The sequence below is a fragment of the Streptomyces sp. NPDC086835 genome, from assembly GCF_044745705.1.
GTDB lineage: Bacteria > Actinomycetota > Actinomycetes > Streptomycetales > Streptomycetaceae > Streptomyces.
Window position 1 is genome coordinate 336,707 of record NZ_JBIVAU010000010.1, and the last position, 17,520, is coordinate 354,226.

Consider the following 17,520-nt stretch of genomic DNA (forward strand, 5'->3'; position numbering starts at 1 on the left):
GATTCACGAGGTGGCGCCCACCTGTGCGCGCCACCTCGTGAACTGTTCGGCGGCGTCTCCCGTATACGCCCAGGGGAGATACGCCGCCCTGGTGCCGAGCAGCGTGAACAGTCCGCCCGCCTCCTGCCGCAGTCCCGCGAGGCACGCGGCGTGAGTGAGGTAGTTGAGCTCCCCGATCTCCTGGGGCGCGACGGGTCCGTCCGTCCGCCACAGGACCCACCGCTCCCAGGTGCGGCGGATCTCCCTGATCGCCAGCTCGTGCTTCCAGTGCTGGTCGAATCCGCGCACCACCCGGCCCTGCGCGGCGTCGGCGACGTACCGGTACTCCTCCGCGCGGGCGATCTGCACCAGCACCGGCAGCGAGGAGCCCGGAGGTGACGCGCCGGCCGCGTCGCGGGCGAAGTCGTACATCCTGCCGTGCGTGCCGTGCCAGCGGGCCGAGTGGTAGCGCAGCAGCTGCACATGGCCCTCGACGTTGTACGGGTCGCGCCGGCGCAGTTCGTCCCACCAGCCGCGCAGTTCACGGCGGGGGACCCCGTCCTCGTACAGCCGGGCCACCGTCAGCAGCGACACCCACGGCATGGGGTCGGCCGGGTGGGCGTCGGCGGCGGTGAGGCAGGCCCGTACCGCGGCGTCGAGCCGTGCGCGGTCGGCTCCGCCGCGGCCCGTGGCGATCACCCGCTGGAACGCGCGCACGACCTCCGTGGCGGCGCTCAGGACCGCGGTGTCAGGGCGGTCCGGTTCCGCGGCCCGCCATATCTCGGCCGCGGAGGACCCGGCGGCCGCGTGGGCGAGCAGCCGGATCCGGTGGGTGCGCAGCGGCCAGTCGTCGCCGGTGGCGTGCAGCAGGTCACGAACACCCTGCCAGCGGCCGATGACGATGTCGTGCAGAGCGTCGGCCAGGGGACGGTCCCCGAAGGCGGGATCGAAGTCGGGTACGAAGCGGCGGCGGACGGCCATCTGCGTCACTCCCCTCGGCGGTGCGTTCGTGCGCCGGGCCTTCAGCGGTCCCGGTGGCGTTCAGAAGTCCGTGGCCAGCGCCTTGTCGGCGTAGTCACCGCCATGGGGGCCGCGGTCGCCCGTGCCGTCCCCGGCGACGGCACGGGCCGCGTCCAGCCGGGCCGGCCGGTAGTACGCGCTGCCCCGCCGCCAGTAGAGGACCATCGGAACGAGTCCGGAGGCGAGACCGCCGAGACCGATCGCGATCGACGCGCCGCTCAGCTCACCGAGCGACTCGAAGAAGATCCACAGCATGAACAGCGCGCCCAGCAGCGGCCAGACGCCGCCGAGCACGAACTCGCGCACGGACACCAGCAGCATTCGGCGGTACGCGACGACGGCGGCGATCCCGGCGAGCCCGTAGTAGAAGGTGATCTGGAGGCCTATCGCGGCGACCGCCGCCGCGACCACGTCGGCGACGGAGCCGAGTGCCGTGGAGGCCACGAACATGGCGAGGGCGACCACGCCGACGACCGTCACGGCCGCCCAGGGTGTGTTCCAGCGGTGGTGGACCAGACCCAGCGCCGCGGGCATCGTCCGGTCGCGGCCCATCGCGAACAGCGAGCGGGTGACCTGGATCAGTGTCGTCTCCAGCGTGGCGACGGTCGACAGCAGCACCGCCAGGACCAGCAGCTTTCCGCCGACACCGGGCCAGATGGCGGCCCCGAACACGGCCGGCACGTTCGCTCCGGCCGCCTGGATCTCGCCGGACGTCAGGACGACGTTGACGGCGATCGTGAACGCCTCGAACAGCAGGAAGACGATCCCCACCCCGACGAGCGCGGCGAGCCCGGCGGTGCGGCGGCTGTTCCGGGTCTCCTCGCTGAGGTTGCCGGTGACGTCCCAGCCCCAGTAGTAGAAGGTGGCGATCAGCGCCCCGGAGGCGAAGCCGGCCGGCCCGTCGAAGTGCGAGAAGCCGAACCAGGACCAGTCGAAGGCGGTCGCGGCGCCCTCGTGCAGCACGGCGGCCCCGACGAAGAAAAGCAGGATCGCCAGCTCGGTGCCGGTCAGGAGCAGCTGGGCACGCACTGTCAGCCGTGCCCCGCCCAGCACGACGAGCAGCATCGCGAGGAACCACGCCGCCCCCACGGCCGTGGCGAGGAACCGGTCGTCGGCGAGATCCGGGGCGAAGAGCGCCAGGGTCATCGCGCCCGCGGGCAGCGAACCCGCCACCATGAAGATCGTCGTCGAGACGACCAGCGCCCATCCGGAGAGGAATCCCAGGAAGGGGTGGAGGGTCCGCCCGACCCAGGAGTAACCGGCGCCCGCGTTGACGTCGATACGGCCGAGCCTGCCGAAGGCGAGGACGATGCCGAGCATGGGGATCGCGCAGTACAGCAGCGCCGCGGGCCCGGCGAGTCCGACCGTGGCGACGAGCACCGCCGTGGTCGCCGCGATCGAATAGGCGGGGGCGCTGCCGGCCACGGCCATGACGACGGTGTCGAACGTCCCGAGGACATTGGGCCGGAGCCCTCTGCCGGAGCTGCTGCGCATAGAAGTCTCCGAATGCCCTTGTGCCGCGCGGAATGTGCCGGCGCATCAGAAAGGGGTCGCCCGTACGGAGAGAAGGCTCCGTCCCGGGGGATCGTGCGCATCGTAGTCGGATGTGTGCACACGGGTGAGGGGGCGGGGTCCGCTCCCGTCCCCACGGGCCGAGGGTGCGGGGGCCGCTCCCGTCCGCACGGGTCCGTGCCCCGGAGCGGCCGCGGGTCGTAGAGTCAGGACATGGCTGCAGAGGGAGCGTCCACGTCAGGCGAGGGGACCGTACGCGTCGACGTGTGGATCTGGTCCGTACGGCTCACCAAGACCCGCTCGCAGGCGTCCGCCGCCTGCCGCGCAGGCCATGTACGTGTCAACGGCGAGCGCGTCAAGCCCGCTCAGGCGCTGCGCGTCGGGGACCAGGTGCGGCTGTTCCACGCCGGGCGCGAGCGTCTCGTGGTCGTCTCGAAGATCCTGCGGAAGCGGGTGGGCCCGCCGGTCGCGGCGGAGGCGTACGTGGACAACAGCCCGCCGCCCCCGCCCAAGGAGTTCGCCGCCCCGGCGGCGGTACGTGACCGCGGGGCCGGCCGTCCGACCAAGCGCGACCGGCGCGAGCTGGAGCGGCTGCACGGCGCCCGGCACAAGGGCTGACCGGTCCGGCGCCGAGCACGACGGGGAGCACCCGCGGCGGAGCGGGCCTCACGACCTCGGCGCGGGTGACGCGATCGCCCGCGCCGCCCGCACCTCCTGGCGCAGCGGCGCCAGCACACCCTCCTCGTCGCCCGGTAGATCCGCCCGCACCTCGACCAGCACCTCGCTCGAGCGCAGCCCGTCCGCCAGCTCGCGGAGCTGCCGCTCGATGTCGGTGACCTCGGCGGCGCCGGGCGCATCGGCGCCGTGGTCGACGCGGACCCGTGCCGCTGTCGTCGCGTCCACGATCCGCTCGGCGGCGACGACCAGCGGCCACCACGCGGCGGCCCGCGCGCCGGTCGGCGGCGGCTCGGTCAGGGCCCGCTGGAACTCGGAACGCACGGAGGACAGGTCGCGGTAGATCCGCCGCCGGGCGTGCGCCCGCTCGACATGGCCCGTGCCGCCGAACGCGGACGCCACGTAGTGCGCCGTGTCCTCCACGCACTGCGCGAGCCGGTCCCCGATCCGGGTGTGCCAGCTCTCCGGCCACATCAGATAGCCGGCCACCAGCACGACGGCGCACCCGATGAGGCTGTCCACCAGACGCGGCAGCACCAGGTGGAAGCCCTCGTGGTTGAGGATGTCCGACAGCATGAGGATCACCGGGGTGATCGCCGCGGTCTGGAAGGCGTAGCCCTTGACGGAGAACGCCGGGATCAGCGCCGCGAGGACCATCATCACGGGCACATCCCACCAGCCGCGCTCCACCGCGGCCAGCACGGCGGCCGCCACGAGGAGACCGGCGGCCGTGCCGAGCGCGCGCAGCACGGCGCGGGAGAACACCGAGCCGAAGTCCGGTTTGAGGACGAACGTGACGGTGAGGGCCACCCAGTAGGAGCGGGTGACCGGGACCAGCGACACCAGTGTCTGCGCCAGCCCGATGCAGAGCGCGAGCCGCAGCCCGTAACGCCACGAGGGCTCCGACAGCAGTACGTTGCGGGCCGCCTGCCGGGCCCTGACGCCGAGCGCCGCGGGCCGGCCCAGCCGGTCGTCCACACCCGCCGGGTCCGGGTCGGTCCGGTGGACGACTGCCGACGCGTGGCGCAGGGCGCTGTTCACGGCACGGTCGGCCGGGCCTTCGGGGTCGGGCAGCACCAACTCGGGCGCGGTGGTGCGCCCCTGCTCCACCGAGTCGGCCAACTCGCGGACCGCCGCAGCGATCTCGGGCCGCCGGGAGGCCCGCCCGTAAAGGTGCGCGGCGGCCGCCGCCTCGACGAGCGGGACGACCACGTTGAGCTGGGCGAGCAGCCGGACCAGCCCGCCCCGCCGGCCGTGGTCGCGGGCACGCCGGGCCAGGACGAGGTCGTAGGAGGTGTTGAGTGACTGGGTGACGTCCTGACGGCGGACGTCGTAGTCGGTGGTGCCCGCGGCGGCCAGCAGCGCGGCGACGCTGCGGTAGGTCGCGGCGACCGCCGCCTGCTCCGGGACCCGGGCACGCACCGGCCAGGCCAGCAGCGTCAGTACGAGGACGAACAGCCCGCCGAGCGTGAGCAGCAGCGGGGCCTTCCACCAGGGTCCCGGCATCGGCAGCCCGGCCCCCACCACGGCGTTGAGCAGGAGCAGCAGCCCGGACACGGAGGCCACCGCGCCGATGGAGGAGATCATGCCGGAGACGAGCGCGACGAGCGTGAGCGCACCGACCGCGACCCATCCCTCCCCGTGGACGAGGATGCCGAGGGTCACGCCGACCGCTCCGAAGAACTGCGGGACGGCGATGTTCAGCAGACGCATCCGGTAGGCGTCGGCGGTGTCGCCGATGACACCGGCCAGGGCGCCCATCGACACCAGCGCGCCGTATTCGGGGTGCCCCGTCGCCAGACCGACGGCCAGTGGCGCGGCGAGGGCTACGGCGGCACGGCCGATGGCGGCCTTGGGGACGGGCACGGACGCGGGCCGCAGACCGTGCGTCAGCCAGTCCGGCGGCGTCAGACGCCCCGTGCGGCCGCCGTTGCCGTCCTCGCGTGGTCCCATGGCTTCAAGAGACCCCGAACGGGCCGCCCGGCGCAAGCCTCACCGCGACCCGCCCACCGCGGGCGGGGGTCGGCCGTGCTCAGCTGCGGTAGTTCTCCACCTCTTCGGCGGGCCGTTCCCGCACCGTGCCGGGGTCCTCCCCGAACTCGGCCTTCGCGCGGCGCCGGCGCAGCAGGTCCCAGCACTGGTCGAGCCGGATCTCCAGCTGACGCAACCGGGCCTGGTCGTCGGGGCCGAGGCCGCGCTGGTCGGTGGAACGGTCGCGCAGCGCCCGCTCCTCGGCGACGAGGTTCCCGATGTCGTCGATGATCTGCTCGTCGACCTGCTCGTTCTTCTGCTCGTGGTCCATGGCGTCCGCTCCGTGGTCCGTCGTGCAGGTGTTCTGTGCCCGGTGCGCCGTCCTCGGCGGTGAGCCGGTCACACGGTCACGGCGCGAGGCGCGCATCCGCGTGCCTCCTGACCGGTGGCCCGCCGTCCCGCACCACGTACCCACTTTCGCTCGCACCGGCCGTCAGCGCACATCGTGCAGTTCCAGTTCCACGAGGAGCGAGCGGTGGTCGGTGTCCGGGAGGTCCAGGAAGCGGGCCCGGCGCACCGAGAAGTCGTCGCTGACCAGCACATGGTCGATCTGTGTGCCCAGCGGGCGGCGCAGCGCGGCCGGCCAGGAGGGGGTGCGGGCGGCGCCGGCGAGGGTGGCGCTGTCGCTCAGCCCGCCCGCCCGGAGGATGCGGCGGAAGGCGGCGTGGTCGTGTCCGGCGTTGAAGTCGCCCGCCACGACGGTCGGCGAGCCTTTCGTGCGGGCCGCGTGGTCGCGCAGCAGCCCCAGTTCCCGGCGCCAGTCGTCCACTGCGTCAGGGACCGGCGGCAGAGGGTGCGCGAGCTGGAGGCCGACCTCACGCCCGGCGACGTCGACGACGGCCCCCGGCATGGCGAGGGTGCTGTCGACACCGGCGGCGGGGCGCAGCGGATGCCTGCTGAGGATCGCGGAACCGGCAGCGGAGAAGTCCGCCACGACATGGCGGTACGGGTAGTCGGCACGCGGCACGTCCGTCTCCAGGGTGTCGGCGCACGCGTGGTCGCATTCCTGGACGAACACGATGTCCGGCTGCTCGCGGCGGAGCGTTGCCACCAGCGCCCCGGTGGCCTGCCCGAACTCGACGTTCGAGGTCAGCACGTCGAGGCGGGCGACGACGGGACCGGGTGGCTTCTCGGTCAGCCCGGTGTCGTAGGGCCTGACGAACCACCCCGTGACCGCGAGCACCGCGACCGCCCAGCCCGCGAGGAAGCGGCTGCGCGACGGCAGGGCGAGGAGCAGGGCGGCGCCGGCGGGCAGCAGCAGCCACGGCAGGAACGCGAGCAGTTGCGGGACGGGCGTGACACCGTCCGTGTCCGCTGCACGGCAGGCGGCGACGGCGGTGGGGACGAGGAGCAGCAGCGCGGCGAGCCATCCCGCGGTGCGCCGTGCGCCGGACCCGCCCGTGCCGTACGGGGGCGTGGCCCCGTCCTCCTCCGTGCCCTGCCAGGTCGCCCTGTCCAAATCGGCCTCCGAGCCTCTGCGTACGGGACGTGTGTGGTCCCCGGGACATGAGACGCCCGTTTCCGCGGGTTCGTTGCGGACGACCCCGCGACACGGGGCCGGTCCTGGTCCGTTCCTCCCAGGACTTGCCTGCGGCTGCCCGCGGGTGTGCCCTGAAGAGGCGCGGGGGAAGAGGGAAGGAGCGTTCCGCCATGGCCGCACACGCAGCGATGCCGCACCGCCGGCGCCGGTCTTCAGAACGACAGCACCACAGTCCCGCCGCCTGGGCGCTGCCTATCGCCTTGGGCGTCGTCTTCGGCATCTGGGCAGCGTTCATCAAGCGGGCCCAGAACGACGGCGTGGCGACCGGGGGCCAGTGGATCCTCGGAGTGATCACCGCGGTCGTACTGGCCGCGCTGTTCTTCGCGCTGATGCGCATCCAGCACGCCCTGCCGCGCGAACTACGCGCCCTGGCCTACGGGGCCCTGACCGCGGCGACGGTCGGCTTCCTGATCAGCCTTGCCGGAGGGAGCGTCCTGCGGGCCGCCGGGATCGGCGTGGCGGTCGGGGCGGGTGTGGCCGCCATGGCCTTCTACTTCTATTACACGCGGGAGTGAGACAGGCCGGGTCCCGGGCAAGGAAACCTCGATCGGCGGGCCGCCAACGGCGGCCCGCCGACGCGATGCCGCCCGGGGCCGCGAGCGTCCCGCCGGGGCCGGCCGGTCCGGGTGGGGCGCCGCTGTGCGAGGCACCGCCGGGCCCGGGCGATGATTTCGCGCCCGACCGATGACTTCCCGCACCCGACGGCGTCTCTACTGCACGGGCACGAAGGGACCGAAGGACTGACGATGACTGATCTGGCAATCGAGACCACCGGACTGGTGAAGGTCTTCGGCGACAACCGCGCCGTGGACGGCGTCGACCTGCGGGTGCCGGCCGGCACCGTCTACGGAGTTCTCGGACCGAACGGCGCCGGCAAGACGACCACGGTCCGGATGCTCGCCACCCTGCTGCGTCCGGACGGCGGTGAGGCCCGCGTCTTCGGCAAGGACGTGCAGAAGGACGCCGACGCGGTCCGCAGCCGGGTGAGCCTCACCGGGCAGTACGCCTCCGTCGACGAGGACCTGACGGGCACGGAGAACCTGGTGCTGCTCGCACGGCTGCTCGGCCACGCCAAGCCGGCCGCCCGGGACCGGGCCGCCCAGCTGCTGGAGGCGTTCGGCCTTCGCGAGGCAGCCGGCAAGCAGGTGAAGAACTACTCGGGAGGCATGCGGCGCCGTATCGACATCGCCGCGTCCATCCTCAACACCCCCGACCTGCTCTTCCTCGACGAGCCCACCACCGGCCTCGACCCGCGCAGCCGCAACCAGGTCTGGGACATCGTGCGGGCCGTCGTCTCCCAGGGGACGACGGTGCTGCTGACGACGCAGTACCTCGACGAGGCCGACCACCTCGCCTCACGCATCGCCGTGATCGACCACGGCAAGGTCATCGCCGAGGGCACGAAGGGCGAGCTGAAGGCCTCCGTCGGGTCGGGGGCCGTGCACCTGCGGCTCCGCGACGCCGATCAGCGGCCGGCGGCCGAGCGGGTGCTGGCCGAGGCGCTGGGCGCGGAGGTGCTGCTCGACACCGACCCGGTCGCCCTCACCGCCCGGGTCAACGGCCAGGGCACCGAACGCGGCGCGGCGGAGCAGGCGGCGCACGCGCTGGCCGAGCTCGCCCGCTCGGGCATCACCGTGGACAACTTCGCGCTGGGACAGCCCAGCCTGGACGAGGTCTTCCTCGCCCTGACCGACAAGAAGGGGGAGGCCGCATGAGTACCGCGACCACCACCAAGGACCCCGGCGAGCTGGAATTCGAAGCACCGAAGGCGGAGGACCTCGCCTCGCTGCTGGTGGCCGCGGAGCGGCCCCCGAGGCCCAGTGCGTGGTCGGCGTCGCTGACGTTCGGCTGGCGCGCCATGCTCAAGATCAAGCATGTGCCGGAGCAGCTCTTCGACGTGACGGCGTTCCCGATCATGATGGTGCTGATGTACACGTACCTCTTCGGAGGTGCGATCGCCGGCTCCGTCGACGCGTACATCCAGTTCCTGCTGCCCGGCATCCTGACCATGAGCGTCGTGATGATCACGATGTACACGGGTGTCGCCGTCAACAACGACATCTCCAAGGGCGTCTTCGACCGGTTCCGTACGCTGCCGATCTGGCGGCCCGCGCCGATGGTCGGCTATCTGCTCGGCGACGTGGTGCGCTATCTGATCGCCTCGGTCGTGATGCTGGCCGTCGGCATGATGATCGGATACCGCCCCGACGGCGGGCCGGTGGGCATCGTCCTCGGTATCGCGGTGCTGATGGTCTTCTCGTTCGCGTTCTCGTGGATCTGGACGATGTTCGGTCTGCTCCTGCGCACCGAGAAGTCGGTGATGGGCGTCAGCATGATGGTCATCTTCCCGATGACGTTCCTGAGCAACGTGTTCGTCGACCCGCGGACGATGCCCGGCTGGCTCCAGGCCTTCGTCAACAACAGCCCTGTCACCCATGTCTCCACCGCGGTGCGTGAGCTGATGGCGGGCAACTGGCCGGCGGCGGACATCGCCTGGTCGCTCGGCTGGTCGGCCGTGCTCGTGGTCGTCTTCGGCACGGTCACGATGCGCCTCTACAACCGCAAGTGACCCGGCCTGCCGCAACGGCGACGCCCCCGGCCCGTGAAGAGGCCGGGGGCGTCGCCGTCAGAAGGCGCGCTCAGTCGCTCTCGCCGCGTACGACGACGACCGGGCAGGGCGCGTGCTGGGAGAGGTGCAGGCCGACGGAGCCGAGCAGCGTCGCCTTGAAGCCGCTGTAGCCCCGGTCGCCGACGACCACCAGCGAGGCGCCGGCGGCCCTGTCCATCAGAGCCTGCGCCGCGTTGCCGACCAGGACGGTACGGGTGATGGCGGCTGCGGCCTCGGCGCCGAGCGTCTGCTCCAACGTGTCGTCGAGGATCTTGGCCGCCAGCCCTTCCGGGTCGAAGTCGGTCGGGATGGCGGCGACCATCGAGGCCCAGCCGGCGGCCGGGTACTCCCAGCTGATGACGGCTTCCAGGGAGTCCCCGGTCAACCCCGCCTGCCGTACGGCCCAGCGCAGGGCCCTGATCGACGGCTCAGAGCCGTCGACGCCCACGACGATCCTGCCCGCCGTGCCGGTCGTGTCCGTCATGTCCGCCACCTCCGTAGCCGCCTGGCCCGTGGCCCTCCGGCCGTAGCCGATGCAAGCCTACGTAAATCTACGCAAACAGGTCGGCCGTTGCCGTGGCGTGGTCCGGTTCGGCGGTGGTTCGCGAGGCCATCAGAGTGGCGAGCTCGCGGCCCGCGCGGGCGATGCGGTCGGGCAGGGTGTCGGTCATCGGATCGCCCGAACCGCCCCAGTCCTCGGAGGCCGCGTACACGGCGGTCGGCACGACGAGCGCCCGCAGGTAGGCGAACAGCGGCCGCAGCGCGTGCTCCAGGACCAGTGAGTGCCGTGCGGTCCCGCCGGTCGCCGCGATCAGGACCGGCTTCCCGGTGAGCGCGTCGGGCTCGATCAGGTCGAAGAACGACTTGAACAGTCCGCTGTACGAGGCGGTGAACACGGGCGTCACGGCTATCAGCCCGTCGGCGCCGGTCACCGTGTCGATCGCGTCGGCGAGCGGCTCCGCCGGGAAGCCGGTCACCAGGTTGTTGGCGATGGGCACGGCGAGGTCGCGCAACTCGACGACCGTCACCCGCACCTCGCGCCCGCCCGCGAGCTCCCGGCGCACGGACTCGGTGATCCGGTCGGCCAGCAGCCGGCTGGAGGAGGGGACCCCCAGCCCGGCCGATACGACGACGAGGTTCATGGGCCCTGCTGTCTGCGTCATGACGTCTCCTTCGTGGTCCGGCCGAGGGCGGCGGGGTGCAACGGGGCGGTCTCCGGGACTCCGGCCGGCCGCAGCTTGGCGAACTCCTCACGCAGCACCGGCACGACCTCCTCGCCGAGGATGTCGAGCTGCTCGAGGACGGTCTTGAGCGGCAGTCCCGCGTGGTCCATCAGGAACAGCTGGCGCTGGTAGTCGCCGACCGCGTCGCGGAAGCCGAGCGTGCGCTCGATGACCTGCTGCGGGGAGCCGACGGTCAGCGGTGTCTGCTCGGTGAAGTCCTCCAGGGAGGGGCCGTGGCCGTAGACGGGCGCGTTGTCGAAGTACGGACGGAACTCGCGCACCGCGTCCTGCGAGTTCTTGCGCATGAAGACCTGGCCGCCCAGCCCGACGATGGCCTGCTCGGGCGCGCCGTGGCCGTGGTGCGCGAACCGCTGCCGGTACAGAGCGACCATCTTCTTGGTGTGGGACATGGGCCAGAAGATGTTGTTGTGGAAGAAGCCGTCGCCGTAGTACGCGGCCTGCTCGGCGATCTCGGGGGAGCGGATCGAGCCGTGCCACACGAACGGCGGGACACCGTCGAGCGGTCGCGGGGTCGCGGTGAAGCCCTGGAGAGGCGTACGGAACTTGCCCTCCCAGTCGACGACGTCCTCCCTCCACAGCCTGTGGAGAAGCGCGTAGTTCTCCACGGCCAGGGCGATGCCCTGGCGGATGTCCTTGCCGAACCACGGATAGACCGGGCCGGTGTTGCCGCGGCCCATCATCAGGTCGACGCGGCCGTCCGCGATGTGCTGGAGGTACGCGTAGTCCTCGGCGATCTTCACCGGGTCGTTGGTGGTGATCAGCGTGGTCGAGGTGGAGAGCGTGATCCGCTCGGTGAGGGCGGCGACGTGCCCGAGCAGGGTGGTCGGTGACGAGGGGACGAACGGCGGGTTGTGGTGCTCGCCGGTCGCGAAGACGTCGAGACCGACCTCCTCCGCCTTGCGGGCGATGGCGACCGTCGCCTTGATCCGCTCGTGCTCGCTCGGCGTACGGCCGGTGGTCGGGTCCGGCGTGACGTCGCCGACCGTGAAGATGCCGAACTGCATGACGTGTCCACCTCTCGGGCTTGGTTGAACGTTGAACTAACTGTACCGCTCAACCGCGACACCCCGGCGCCTATTCCGGCCCCCCCGCCGGCCCACGTCGCCCGTCCCGCCGCCGCCCGCGGGCCTCAGCTCGGACCGGCTGCTCCCGGGAAGAGCTGGCGGAAGGCGTCCGCCGACTCGGAGCCCGACCGGCCGAAGGGTGCGTCGAAGTCCCACACGAGGAAAAGGAGGAACGCGATCAGTGCGCTGAAGAGACCGGCGAGCAGCAGCTCCCGGAACGAACGCCCGATCTGCATCGTGAAGATCAGTCCGATCGTGACGGCGGCCCCGCTGATCAGGCCGAACCATACGATGCCCGGCAGCGTCTCCTCGGCACCCGACGCGCGGGCGTTGCGTGCGTCCTCCGCGGCCGCCACCTGGTCGAGCATCGGCTGATAGGCCTGGGCCTCCAGCTCGTTCTTCGGCTCGCGCTCCGCCACGTCGGTGCGCACGGCCGCCAGCAGCTCCGTCCCGCGCGGCGACAGCTCCTTGTGGTCGATCATCCGGGGCCACTCGGTCTCGACGACCTCCGAGACGTAGACATCGATGTCCGCCCGGAGCCGGTCGCGGAAGTCGGCCGGATAGACCTGGGCGCGCTGGGTGACCTCGTGCAGCGCCTGCGCCTCCGTGCGGACGGCGTCCTGCGCCGCCCCGCGCGCCTCCCAGACGCCGGCGATGGCGAGACCGAGCACGATCGCGTACACGACGCCGACCATCATCACCATGTACTCGAGCACATCGGGTGTCTCCGGGGCCTCCCGCTCCTCGATGCCCGTCTCCGCCGCGGCGCCACGGGTGCGCTGGCTGAGGAGGGTGACGACGAGGACGACGGCGCAGGCGGCGGCCATCACGATGGCCAGGACCAGCCATTCGGACATGGGGGTCTCCGGTGGTGAGGTGAGGTCTGGGAGGTGCGGGGGTGCGGATCAGGCCCGGCCGCGCCGGTTGGCGGCGGACTGCGAGCGGGGGCGCAGCAGGGCCGCGGCGAGCACGGCCGGAGTGGTGGTGACCAGCATCAGGATCGTGAGGGGCGTACCGTCGGCGGGCTCGACTCCCCCGGTCGCGGGGCGGTACGTGCGGATGGCGACGGCCTCCCCGCGGGCCGGCGGTGCGGGAGCAGCGGCGGGCGGGACGGGGGCCGCCGGTTCAGGCGGCGCCGGGGCCGGGGGTGTCTCGGTCCTCACCACGGGCGGGGCCGGAGGTTCGGTGGACGGCGACGGCAGCGGCGCGGGCGACGGGGGCGGCGAGGGCGTAGGCGCAGGGGTCGGCGGTGGCGAAGGCGCGGTCGTCCCGGGGGGTCCGGGCGACGGTGGCGCCGGCGGAGTGGGCGGCGGGGGTGGTGTCGGCGTGGGCTCGGGCGGGCATTCCAGGCCGATGGTCACCGACAGCCCGACGCCGATCAGCCCTGGTACCGCCACCGACACCGACAGGTTCGGCTCCGTGCTGTGCTCCGGCGCGGCTTCATGATCGGATGCGGCCACCGATAAGTCGGCATGCCCGGATCCACCGGCATTCCCGGACGTGGCGGCAACGATCCCCACCCCGTGTGTTCCGAGAATCGCCGCGACCCCCAGTGCGCTCACGTGCTGCCATCCCGCCACGACGCCACGGTAGAGGTCCAGGAAGGTGTCGTATGAGCAAAATCACCCGTTTGGATGATTAGTGAGTTCATTCGACCGCTTGGGCGCGCTGTGGTGCGGATCATTTTGCACTTTGTTGCAAAAGGCCCCTCGGGGCGGCTAGAACTTCAGTCGACACCCCGCGCGAGGAGGACCGATGAGCACGAGCACCACCACGGCCGGCCCGACGCCGTACCCGCATCTGCTGAGCCCGCTCGACCTCGGGTTCACCACCCTGCCCAACCGGGTCCTGATGGGCTCCATGCACGTCGGCCTCGAGGAGGCGGAGCGCGGCTTCGAGCGCATGGCCGCCTTCTACGCGGAGCGCGCCCGCGGCGGTGTCGGCCTCATCGTCACCGGGGGCATATCGCCCAACGACCGCGGCCGCCCGTACGAGGGCGGCGCCAGGATGACCACCGACGAAGAGGCCGCGCAGCACCGCCTGGTCACCGACGCCGTGCACGCCGAGGGCGGCCGGATCGCCATGCAGATCCTCCACTTCGGCCGGTACGCCTACCACCAGGACCTGGTCGCGCCGAGCGCGATCCAGGCGCCCATCAGCCCGTTCGTGCCGCACGCCCTGACCGACGCCGAGGTCGAGGAGACCATCGAGGACTTCGTCAGGACGGCCACCCTCGCCAAGTCGGCGGGCTACGACGGCGTCGAGATCATGGGCTCCGAGGGCTACTTCATCAACGAGTTCATCGCGAGCGCCACCAACCACCGCACCGACCGCTGGGGCGGCAGCTACGAGAACCGCATCCGGCTTCCCCTGGAGATCGTCCGCCGCACGCGCGAGGCGGTCGGCACCGACTTCATCCTGATCTACCGGCTCTCCATGCTCGACCTGGTGCCCGGCGGCTCCTCGCTCGAAGAGGTCGTGACGCTCGCCAAGGAGATCGAGGCGGCGGGCGCCACGATCATCAACACCGGCATCGGCTGGCACGAGGCCCGTATCCCCACCATCGCGACGTCCGTGCCGCGCGGCGCGTACAGCTGGGTGACCAAGAAGCTGATGGGCGCCGTCTCGGTGCCGCTGGTGACGAGCAACCGGATCAACACGCCCGAGGTCGCGGAGGAGCTGCTCGCCGACGGGCGCGCCGACATGGTGTCCCTCGCCCGCCCGTTCCTCGCGGACCCCGAGTTCGTGGCCAAGGCGCGGGCCGGCCGCGCGGACGCGATCAACACCTGCATCGGCTGCAACCAGGCCTGCCTGGACCACACCTTCAACCTGAAGATCACCTCCTGCCTGGTGAATCCGCGTGCCTGCCACGAGACCGAACTGGTCCTCGCGCCCACCCGGCTGAAGAAGCGCGTCGCCGTGGTCGGCGCCGGCCCCGCCGGTCTCGCCTGCGCCGTCTCCGCCGCCGAGCGCGGCCACGAGGTGACCCTCTTCGACGCCGCGGACGAGATCGGCGGCCAGCTGAACATCGCCAAGCGCGTCCCGGGCAAGGAGGAGTTCGACGAGACCCTCCGCTACTTCCGCACCCAGCTCGCGGAGCGCGGCGTCCGCCTGCGTCTCGGCACCCGCGTCGGCGCCGACGACCTTCCGGCCGCCGACTTCGACGAGGTCGTCGTCGCCACCGGCGTCACGCCCCGCACCCCTGAGATCGACGGCATCGACCACCCGAGCGTCGTCAGCTACCTCGACGTGCTGCGCGACGGAGCCCCGGTCGGCGAGCGCGTCGCCGTCATCGGCGCCGGCGGGATCGGCTTCGACGTCGCGGAGTTCCTCACCGACGGCGGCGAGGGCGCGAGCCAGGACCCGGAGACGTACTTCCGCCAGTGGGGCGTCGACACCGGTTACGCGGCCCGCGGCGGGCTGACGAAGCCCGTGCGCCCGGCCCCGCCGCGGGCCGTGCACCTCCTCCAGCGCAAGACCAGCAAGGTCGGCGCCGGCCTCGGGAAGACGACGGGCTGGATCCACCGCACGGAACTCAAGCACCGCGGCGTGACGATGACGGCGGGCGCCACCTACGAGCGGATCGACGACGAGGGCCTGCACCTGACCGTCGACGGCACCGCGTCCGTGCTGCCCGTCGACACGGTCGTGCTCTGCACCGGCCAGGAGCCGCAGCGCGGTCTGTACGACGAGCTCGCCGCGGCCGGCCGGACCGTGCACCTCATCGGCGGGGCGGACGTGGCCGCCGAGTTGGACGCGAAGCGCGCCATCGACCAGGGCACCCGGCTGGCGGCCACGCTCTGACCGCGCGACCCCGGTCGGGGCGGCGGACTCGACGCGCCGCCCTGACCTCGGTGTCCGGCCGGGAGGCGACCCGCTCGCGACCCTCCTGGCCACCTGGCCCGCGCCCACGGTCCGGTCACAGGGGTGGCATACCATGCGCACGACATTCATAAGACTTTCGTAAGAGGATGTACGCGTCATGGCAGTCCGCTCCCTGTCCCGTTCCCTGCGCGGTATATCCGCCGTCGTCGCTCTGCTCGCGGTCGGCGCGGTGGGGTGCTCGGAAGTCGTCGACAACGCCAAGGACGGCGCGAAGAAGGTGGCCCGGCAGCGGTCCGTGTTCTCCCTCAACCCGGGGGACTGCTACAACCCGAACGGCAAGGCCACCGAGGGCGAAGCGGTCGCCATCGAGGTCGTGCCCTGCGCCGAGCCGCACCAGGCCGAGGTCGTCGGCGAGTTCACGCTCGACGAAGGCAAGACCTTCCCCGGCAACGACGCGATCTGGGCGATCGCGGACGAGCGGTGCCCGGCAGAGGCGCAGAAGTTCTCGCCGGACACCTGGGCGCTGCCCAAGGGCGTCGAGATCTTCTACTACACGCCGACCAGCGAGAGCTGGGCGACCGGTGACCGCGCCGTGAGCTGCAGCTACACCCAGGAGACGGGCAAGCTCACCGGCTCGCTGAAGGCGGGTCCCGAGGCGTCGAAGCCGGAGCAGACCGCGTACCTCAAGGGCGCCAACGCCGTCTACGAGGCGCTGTGGACGACCCAGCCCGAGGCGGAGAACGTCGAGGAGGACCTCGACGGCTACAAGGCCCAGGCCAAGGCCGTCGCCGCCGCCCTCGACACGCACATCGCGGGCATGAAGGACATCAAGGGCGTGGAGACCGGCAAGCTGCGCGCGCAGCTGGAGAAGATCGCCGGACACTGGAAGAAGGCCGCGAACGCCGCCGACGCCGACGCGTTCTACGTCGCCTACGACCCGGCCTTCACCGGCCTCGACCCGAACGGGACGGTCGCCGCGCGCAAGGAACTCGGCCTGGCCACCACCGTCCCGGCCGACGACGCCGAGGTCTGGGCGGGCTGACGCCCGCCGGAGCGAGCGGGGCCCGCGTCCGCCGGGGCGCCGGTCCCGCCGCCCGGTCCCGCGTGGGCCGGGCGCGTGACGGCCCGCGGTGAGGCGAGTCCTACGATGCGGCCATGTCCCTGCCGCACGCCATCCTCACCGCCCTGCTGGAGAAGCCCTCTTCCGGCCTGGAGCTGACCCGCCGGTTCGACCGGTCGATCGGCTACTTCTGGTCGGCGACCCACCAGCAGATCTACCGGGAGCTGGGCAAGCTCGAGCAGGCCGGCCACATCCGGGAGCTGCCGTCCGAGCAGCCGGCCCGCGGGCAGAAGAAGGAGTACGAGGTCCTGCCCGCCGGCCTGGAGGAACTGACGGCCTGGGTGACCCGCCCCGAGGACCCCCGGCAGATCCGCGACCCACTGCTGCTGCGGCTGCGCGCGGCGGCGGTGGTGGGCGGTGCGGACATGGAGGCGGAGCTCGTACGCCACCTGGAGCTGCACCGGGCCCAGTTGGACGACTACCTGGCGTTCGAGCAGCGTGACTTCCCGCCCGAGCGCCGGGTGACCAGGCAGGACCGGCTGCGCCATGTGGTGCTGCGGGGCGGCATCGAACTCGAGACGTTCTGGACGAAGTGGCTGACGGACACCCTGGCCGAGCTCAGGGATCCCGAGGACGGACCCTCCCGACATGCGGCACTTGACGGGCCGTGAGATCGTCGCCGCGTGACGGACACCTTGATGGCCGCCTTCTGCGTGGCTGCTCTCGCCCTGTTGCTCAAATCCGCTGTCGGCCTCGCCCGCGCCGACGGCGCCGACCCGTCCGCGGAGGCCCGCTCCGTGACGACGGCGCTGTACGGATGCGGGATCGCCGTACTGACGCTGGGTCTGTTCATCACGCTGACGTGACGCCCTAGGTGTATTGATCTGAAGCGTTGTTCACGCGGCTGATGGGCGGCTGGCCTGCGAGTGCGGTGTGGCAGCGGTGATGGTTGTAGGTGTGGA

The 17,520-nt window shown here is 72.0% G+C and carries 18 protein-coding genes; 8 read left to right on the forward strand and 10 right to left on the reverse strand.

Annotated features, from left to right (window positions below; genetic code table 11):
- Nucleotides 1-3: 3 nt before the first annotated feature.
- Together ACIPJI_RS29435 and ACIPJI_RS29440 are read right to left on the reverse strand one after the other, a co-directional pair.
- Entirely contained in the window at nucleotides 4-960 is a 957-nt protein-coding gene (locus tag ACIPJI_RS29435) for a hypothetical protein (protein ID WP_402249798.1), read from the reverse strand.
- Nucleotides 961-1,020: 60 nt separating this feature from the next.
- Nucleotides 1,021-2,493: an APC family permease gene (locus ACIPJI_RS29440; protein WP_402249799.1), complete on the reverse strand. Its 1,473-nt coding sequence runs from the start codon at nucleotides 2,491-2,493 to the stop codon at nucleotides 1,021-1,023.
- Between the two features lie 231 nt (nucleotides 2,494-2,724).
- Here ACIPJI_RS29440 and ACIPJI_RS29445 point away from each other — a divergent pair, with 231 nt between their 5' ends.
- On the forward strand, nucleotides 2,725-3,129 hold the full coding sequence (locus ACIPJI_RS29445) for an RNA-binding S4 domain-containing protein (RefSeq protein WP_307707441.1): 405 nt from the start codon (nucleotides 2,725-2,727) through the stop codon (nucleotides 3,127-3,129).
- A 48-nt stretch (nucleotides 3,130-3,177) separates the two neighbouring features.
- On the opposite strand, the gene ACIPJI_RS29450 is transcribed toward ACIPJI_RS29445, so the two are convergent.
- The 3 genes from ACIPJI_RS29450 to ACIPJI_RS29460 form a co-directional block, all read right to left on the reverse strand.
- Entirely contained in the window at nucleotides 3,178-5,139 is a 1,962-nt protein-coding gene (locus ACIPJI_RS29450) for an FUSC family protein (protein WP_402249800.1), read from the reverse strand.
- Nucleotides 5,140-5,218: 79 nt separating this feature from the next.
- Nucleotides 5,219-5,488 carry a DUF2630 family protein gene (locus ACIPJI_RS29455; RefSeq protein WP_307710433.1) on the reverse strand — a complete coding sequence of 90 codons (270 nt, stop codon included), beginning with the start codon at nucleotides 5,486-5,488 and terminating at the stop codon, nucleotides 5,219-5,221.
- Between the two features lie 162 nt (nucleotides 5,489-5,650).
- Nucleotides 5,651-6,676, reverse strand: a complete 1,026-nt coding sequence (locus tag ACIPJI_RS29460; protein ID WP_402249801.1) for an endonuclease/exonuclease/phosphatase family protein — start codon at nucleotides 6,674-6,676, stop codon at nucleotides 5,651-5,653.
- A 191-nt stretch (nucleotides 6,677-6,867) separates the two neighbouring features.
- Here ACIPJI_RS29460 and ACIPJI_RS29465 point away from each other — a divergent pair, with 191 nt between their 5' ends.
- From ACIPJI_RS29465 to ACIPJI_RS29475, 3 genes are all read left to right on the forward strand, one after another.
- Entirely contained in the window at nucleotides 6,868-7,272 is a 405-nt protein-coding gene (locus ACIPJI_RS29465) for a hypothetical protein (protein ID WP_356623373.1), read from the forward strand.
- Nucleotides 7,273-7,503: 231 nt separating this feature from the next.
- Entirely contained in the window at nucleotides 7,504-8,472 is a 969-nt protein-coding gene (locus tag ACIPJI_RS29470; protein ID WP_356623372.1) for an ATP-binding cassette domain-containing protein, read from the forward strand.
- Nucleotides 8,469-9,326: an ABC transporter permease gene (locus tag ACIPJI_RS29475; protein WP_307707445.1), complete on the forward strand. Its 858-nt coding sequence runs from the start codon at nucleotides 8,469-8,471 to the stop codon at nucleotides 9,324-9,326. Before ACIPJI_RS29470 ends, ACIPJI_RS29475 begins: the two co-directional genes overlap by 4 nt.
- 70 nt (nucleotides 9,327-9,396) lie before the next feature.
- Here the strand turns inward: ACIPJI_RS29475 and ACIPJI_RS29480 are convergent, their stop codons facing one another.
- The 5 genes from ACIPJI_RS29480 to ACIPJI_RS29500 all read right to left on the reverse strand — a co-directional run bounded on the left by ACIPJI_RS29480 (nucleotide 9,397) and on the right by ACIPJI_RS29500 (nucleotide 13,017).
- Nucleotides 9,397-9,849: a universal stress protein gene (locus tag ACIPJI_RS29480; protein WP_356623371.1), complete on the reverse strand. Its 453-nt coding sequence runs from the start codon at nucleotides 9,847-9,849 to the stop codon at nucleotides 9,397-9,399.
- A 67-nt stretch (nucleotides 9,850-9,916) separates the two neighbouring features.
- Nucleotides 9,917-10,528: an FMN reductase gene (locus ACIPJI_RS29485; protein WP_356623370.1), complete on the reverse strand. Its 612-nt coding sequence runs from the start codon at nucleotides 10,526-10,528 to the stop codon at nucleotides 9,917-9,919.
- Complete coding sequence (locus tag ACIPJI_RS29490) at nucleotides 10,525-11,613, reverse strand: LLM class flavin-dependent oxidoreductase (protein ID WP_402249803.1); 1,089 nt, start codon at nucleotides 11,611-11,613, stop codon at nucleotides 10,525-10,527. The genes ACIPJI_RS29485 and ACIPJI_RS29490 overlap by 4 nt, the downstream gene beginning before the upstream one ends.
- 125 nt (nucleotides 11,614-11,738) lie before the next feature.
- Nucleotides 11,739-12,530 (reverse strand): DUF4239 domain-containing protein, encoded by a 792-nt coding sequence (locus tag ACIPJI_RS29495; RefSeq protein ID WP_307707449.1) that lies wholly within the window; start codon nucleotides 12,528-12,530, stop codon nucleotides 11,739-11,741.
- A 268-nt stretch (nucleotides 12,531-12,798) separates the two neighbouring features.
- On the reverse strand, nucleotides 12,799-13,017 hold the full coding sequence (locus ACIPJI_RS29500) for a hypothetical protein (protein ID WP_402249805.1): 219 nt from the start codon (nucleotides 13,015-13,017) through the stop codon (nucleotides 12,799-12,801).
- A 411-nt stretch (nucleotides 13,018-13,428) separates the two neighbouring features.
- Between ACIPJI_RS29500 and ACIPJI_RS29505 the strand changes: the two genes are divergently transcribed.
- The 4 genes from ACIPJI_RS29505 (at nucleotide 13,429) to ACIPJI_RS29520 (ending at nucleotide 17,424) form a co-directional block, all read left to right on the forward strand.
- The gene (locus tag ACIPJI_RS29505) at nucleotides 13,429-15,477 is read left to right on the forward strand and encodes an FAD-dependent oxidoreductase (protein WP_402249806.1); all 2,049 of its coding nucleotides are present in this window, start codon (nucleotides 13,429-13,431) and stop codon (nucleotides 15,475-15,477) included.
- A 178-nt stretch (nucleotides 15,478-15,655) separates the two neighbouring features.
- On the forward strand, nucleotides 15,656-16,540 hold the full coding sequence (locus tag ACIPJI_RS29510) for a septum formation family protein (protein ID WP_402249808.1): 885 nt from the start codon (nucleotides 15,656-15,658) through the stop codon (nucleotides 16,538-16,540).
- 113 nt (nucleotides 16,541-16,653) lie between these two features.
- Entirely contained in the window at nucleotides 16,654-17,229 is a 576-nt protein-coding gene (locus ACIPJI_RS29515) for a PadR family transcriptional regulator (protein ID WP_356623364.1), read from the forward strand.
- A gap of 12 nt (nucleotides 17,230-17,241) precedes the next feature.
- The gene (locus ACIPJI_RS29520; protein ID WP_159689553.1) at nucleotides 17,242-17,424 is read left to right on the forward strand and encodes a hypothetical protein; all 183 of its coding nucleotides are present in this window, start codon (nucleotides 17,242-17,244) and stop codon (nucleotides 17,422-17,424) included.
- The last annotated feature ends 96 nt before the right edge of the window (nucleotides 17,425-17,520 follow it).

Bases quoted from the DNA above. Each gene is read 5' to 3' on its own strand.
- ACIPJI_RS29510 (WP_402249808.1), top strand. From the start codon at position 15,656: ATGGCAGTCCGCTCCCTGTCCCGTTCCCTGCGCGGTATATCCGCCGTC.
- ACIPJI_RS29500 (WP_402249805.1), bottom strand. From the start codon at position 13,017: ATGCCCGCCCGAGCCCACGCCGACACCACCCCCGCCGCCCACTCCGCC.
- ACIPJI_RS29475 (WP_307707445.1), top strand. From the start codon at position 8,469: ATGAGTACCGCGACCACCACCAAGGACCCCGGCGAGCTGGAATTCGAA.
- ACIPJI_RS29445 (WP_307707441.1), top strand. From the start codon at position 2,725: ATGGCTGCAGAGGGAGCGTCCACGTCAGGCGAGGGGACCGTACGCGTC.
- ACIPJI_RS29465 (WP_356623373.1), top strand. From the start codon at position 6,868: ATGGCCGCACACGCAGCGATGCCGCACCGCCGGCGCCGGTCTTCAGAA.
- ACIPJI_RS29440 (WP_402249799.1), bottom strand. From the start codon at position 2,493: ATGCGCAGCAGCTCCGGCAGAGGGCTCCGGCCCAATGTCCTCGGGACG.
- ACIPJI_RS29490 (WP_402249803.1), bottom strand. From the start codon at position 11,613: ATGCAGTTCGGCATCTTCACGGTCGGCGACGTCACGCCGGACCCGACC.
- ACIPJI_RS29480 (WP_356623371.1), bottom strand. From the start codon at position 9,849: ATGACGGACACGACCGGCACGGCGGGCAGGATCGTCGTGGGCGTCGAC.
- ACIPJI_RS29485 (WP_356623370.1), bottom strand. From the start codon at position 10,528: ATGACGCAGACAGCAGGGCCCATGAACCTCGTCGTCGTATCGGCCGGG.
- ACIPJI_RS29515 (WP_356623364.1), top strand. From the start codon at position 16,654: ATGTCCCTGCCGCACGCCATCCTCACCGCCCTGCTGGAGAAGCCCTCT.
- ACIPJI_RS29470 (WP_356623372.1), top strand. From the start codon at position 7,504: ATGACTGATCTGGCAATCGAGACCACCGGACTGGTGAAGGTCTTCGGC.
- ACIPJI_RS29455 (WP_307710433.1), bottom strand. From the start codon at position 5,488: ATGGACCACGAGCAGAAGAACGAGCAGGTCGACGAGCAGATCATCGAC.
- ACIPJI_RS29450 (WP_402249800.1), bottom strand. From the start codon at position 5,139: ATGGGACCACGCGAGGACGGCAACGGCGGCCGCACGGGGCGTCTGACG.
- ACIPJI_RS29505 (WP_402249806.1), top strand. From the start codon at position 13,429: ATGAGCACGAGCACCACCACGGCCGGCCCGACGCCGTACCCGCATCTG.
- ACIPJI_RS29435 (WP_402249798.1), bottom strand. From the start codon at position 960: ATGGCCGTCCGCCGCCGCTTCGTACCCGACTTCGATCCCGCCTTCGGG.
- ACIPJI_RS29495 (WP_307707449.1), bottom strand. From the start codon at position 12,530: ATGTCCGAATGGCTGGTCCTGGCCATCGTGATGGCCGCCGCCTGCGCC.